Genomic DNA, 436 nt, shown 5'->3' with positions numbered 1-436 from the left:
ATTTTTTATAAACCTACAAAGTAAAAGGTTTTACGAGATTCATGTGATTATTCTAGCTTTATATTTTTCATATACAAGGAAATTGTTAAATCTCTCCAGAAATATTACGGAAAACCATGTGTTATGATGATTGTGCAAGCAAGGCAGCACACAAATAACTCACATCAGGGAGGATTTAATAGATGAATAAAAAAATGTTATTTTCAGTAGCAGCAGCGGCAGCTTTACTAGTTTCAAATCCAGTGGTGAATAAGGCAGACGCAGCATCCAATTGCCCAACACCTCAACAAGTTAAAGTTAATTACTCACAATCTACTAATGTAAATTACGATCAAGTTAATAGCATTCTGCAAAAATACCTTAAGAATTACAATATTCAATGGGATATGAATGGATTAAATAAACAATTTGCACAACAGCCAGTACAACAAAAGCC

1 pseudogene is annotated in these 436 nt (G+C 32.6%); it reads left to right on the top strand.

The window, feature by feature from the left end:
• Positions 1 to 182: 182 nt before the first annotated feature.
• Positions 183 to 436: pseudogene (locus V7122_RS16945) on the top strand (CAP domain-containing protein); the annotation flags it as partial.

It is taken from the genome of Bacillus sp. JJ1532, from assembly GCF_036965085.1.
In the GTDB taxonomy this organism is placed as follows: domain Bacteria; phylum Bacillota; class Bacilli; order Bacillales; family Cytobacillaceae; genus Cytobacillus.
The sequence above is the reverse complement of the archived record's forward strand: the minus strand, read 5'-3'. Positions and strand labels throughout refer to the sequence as shown.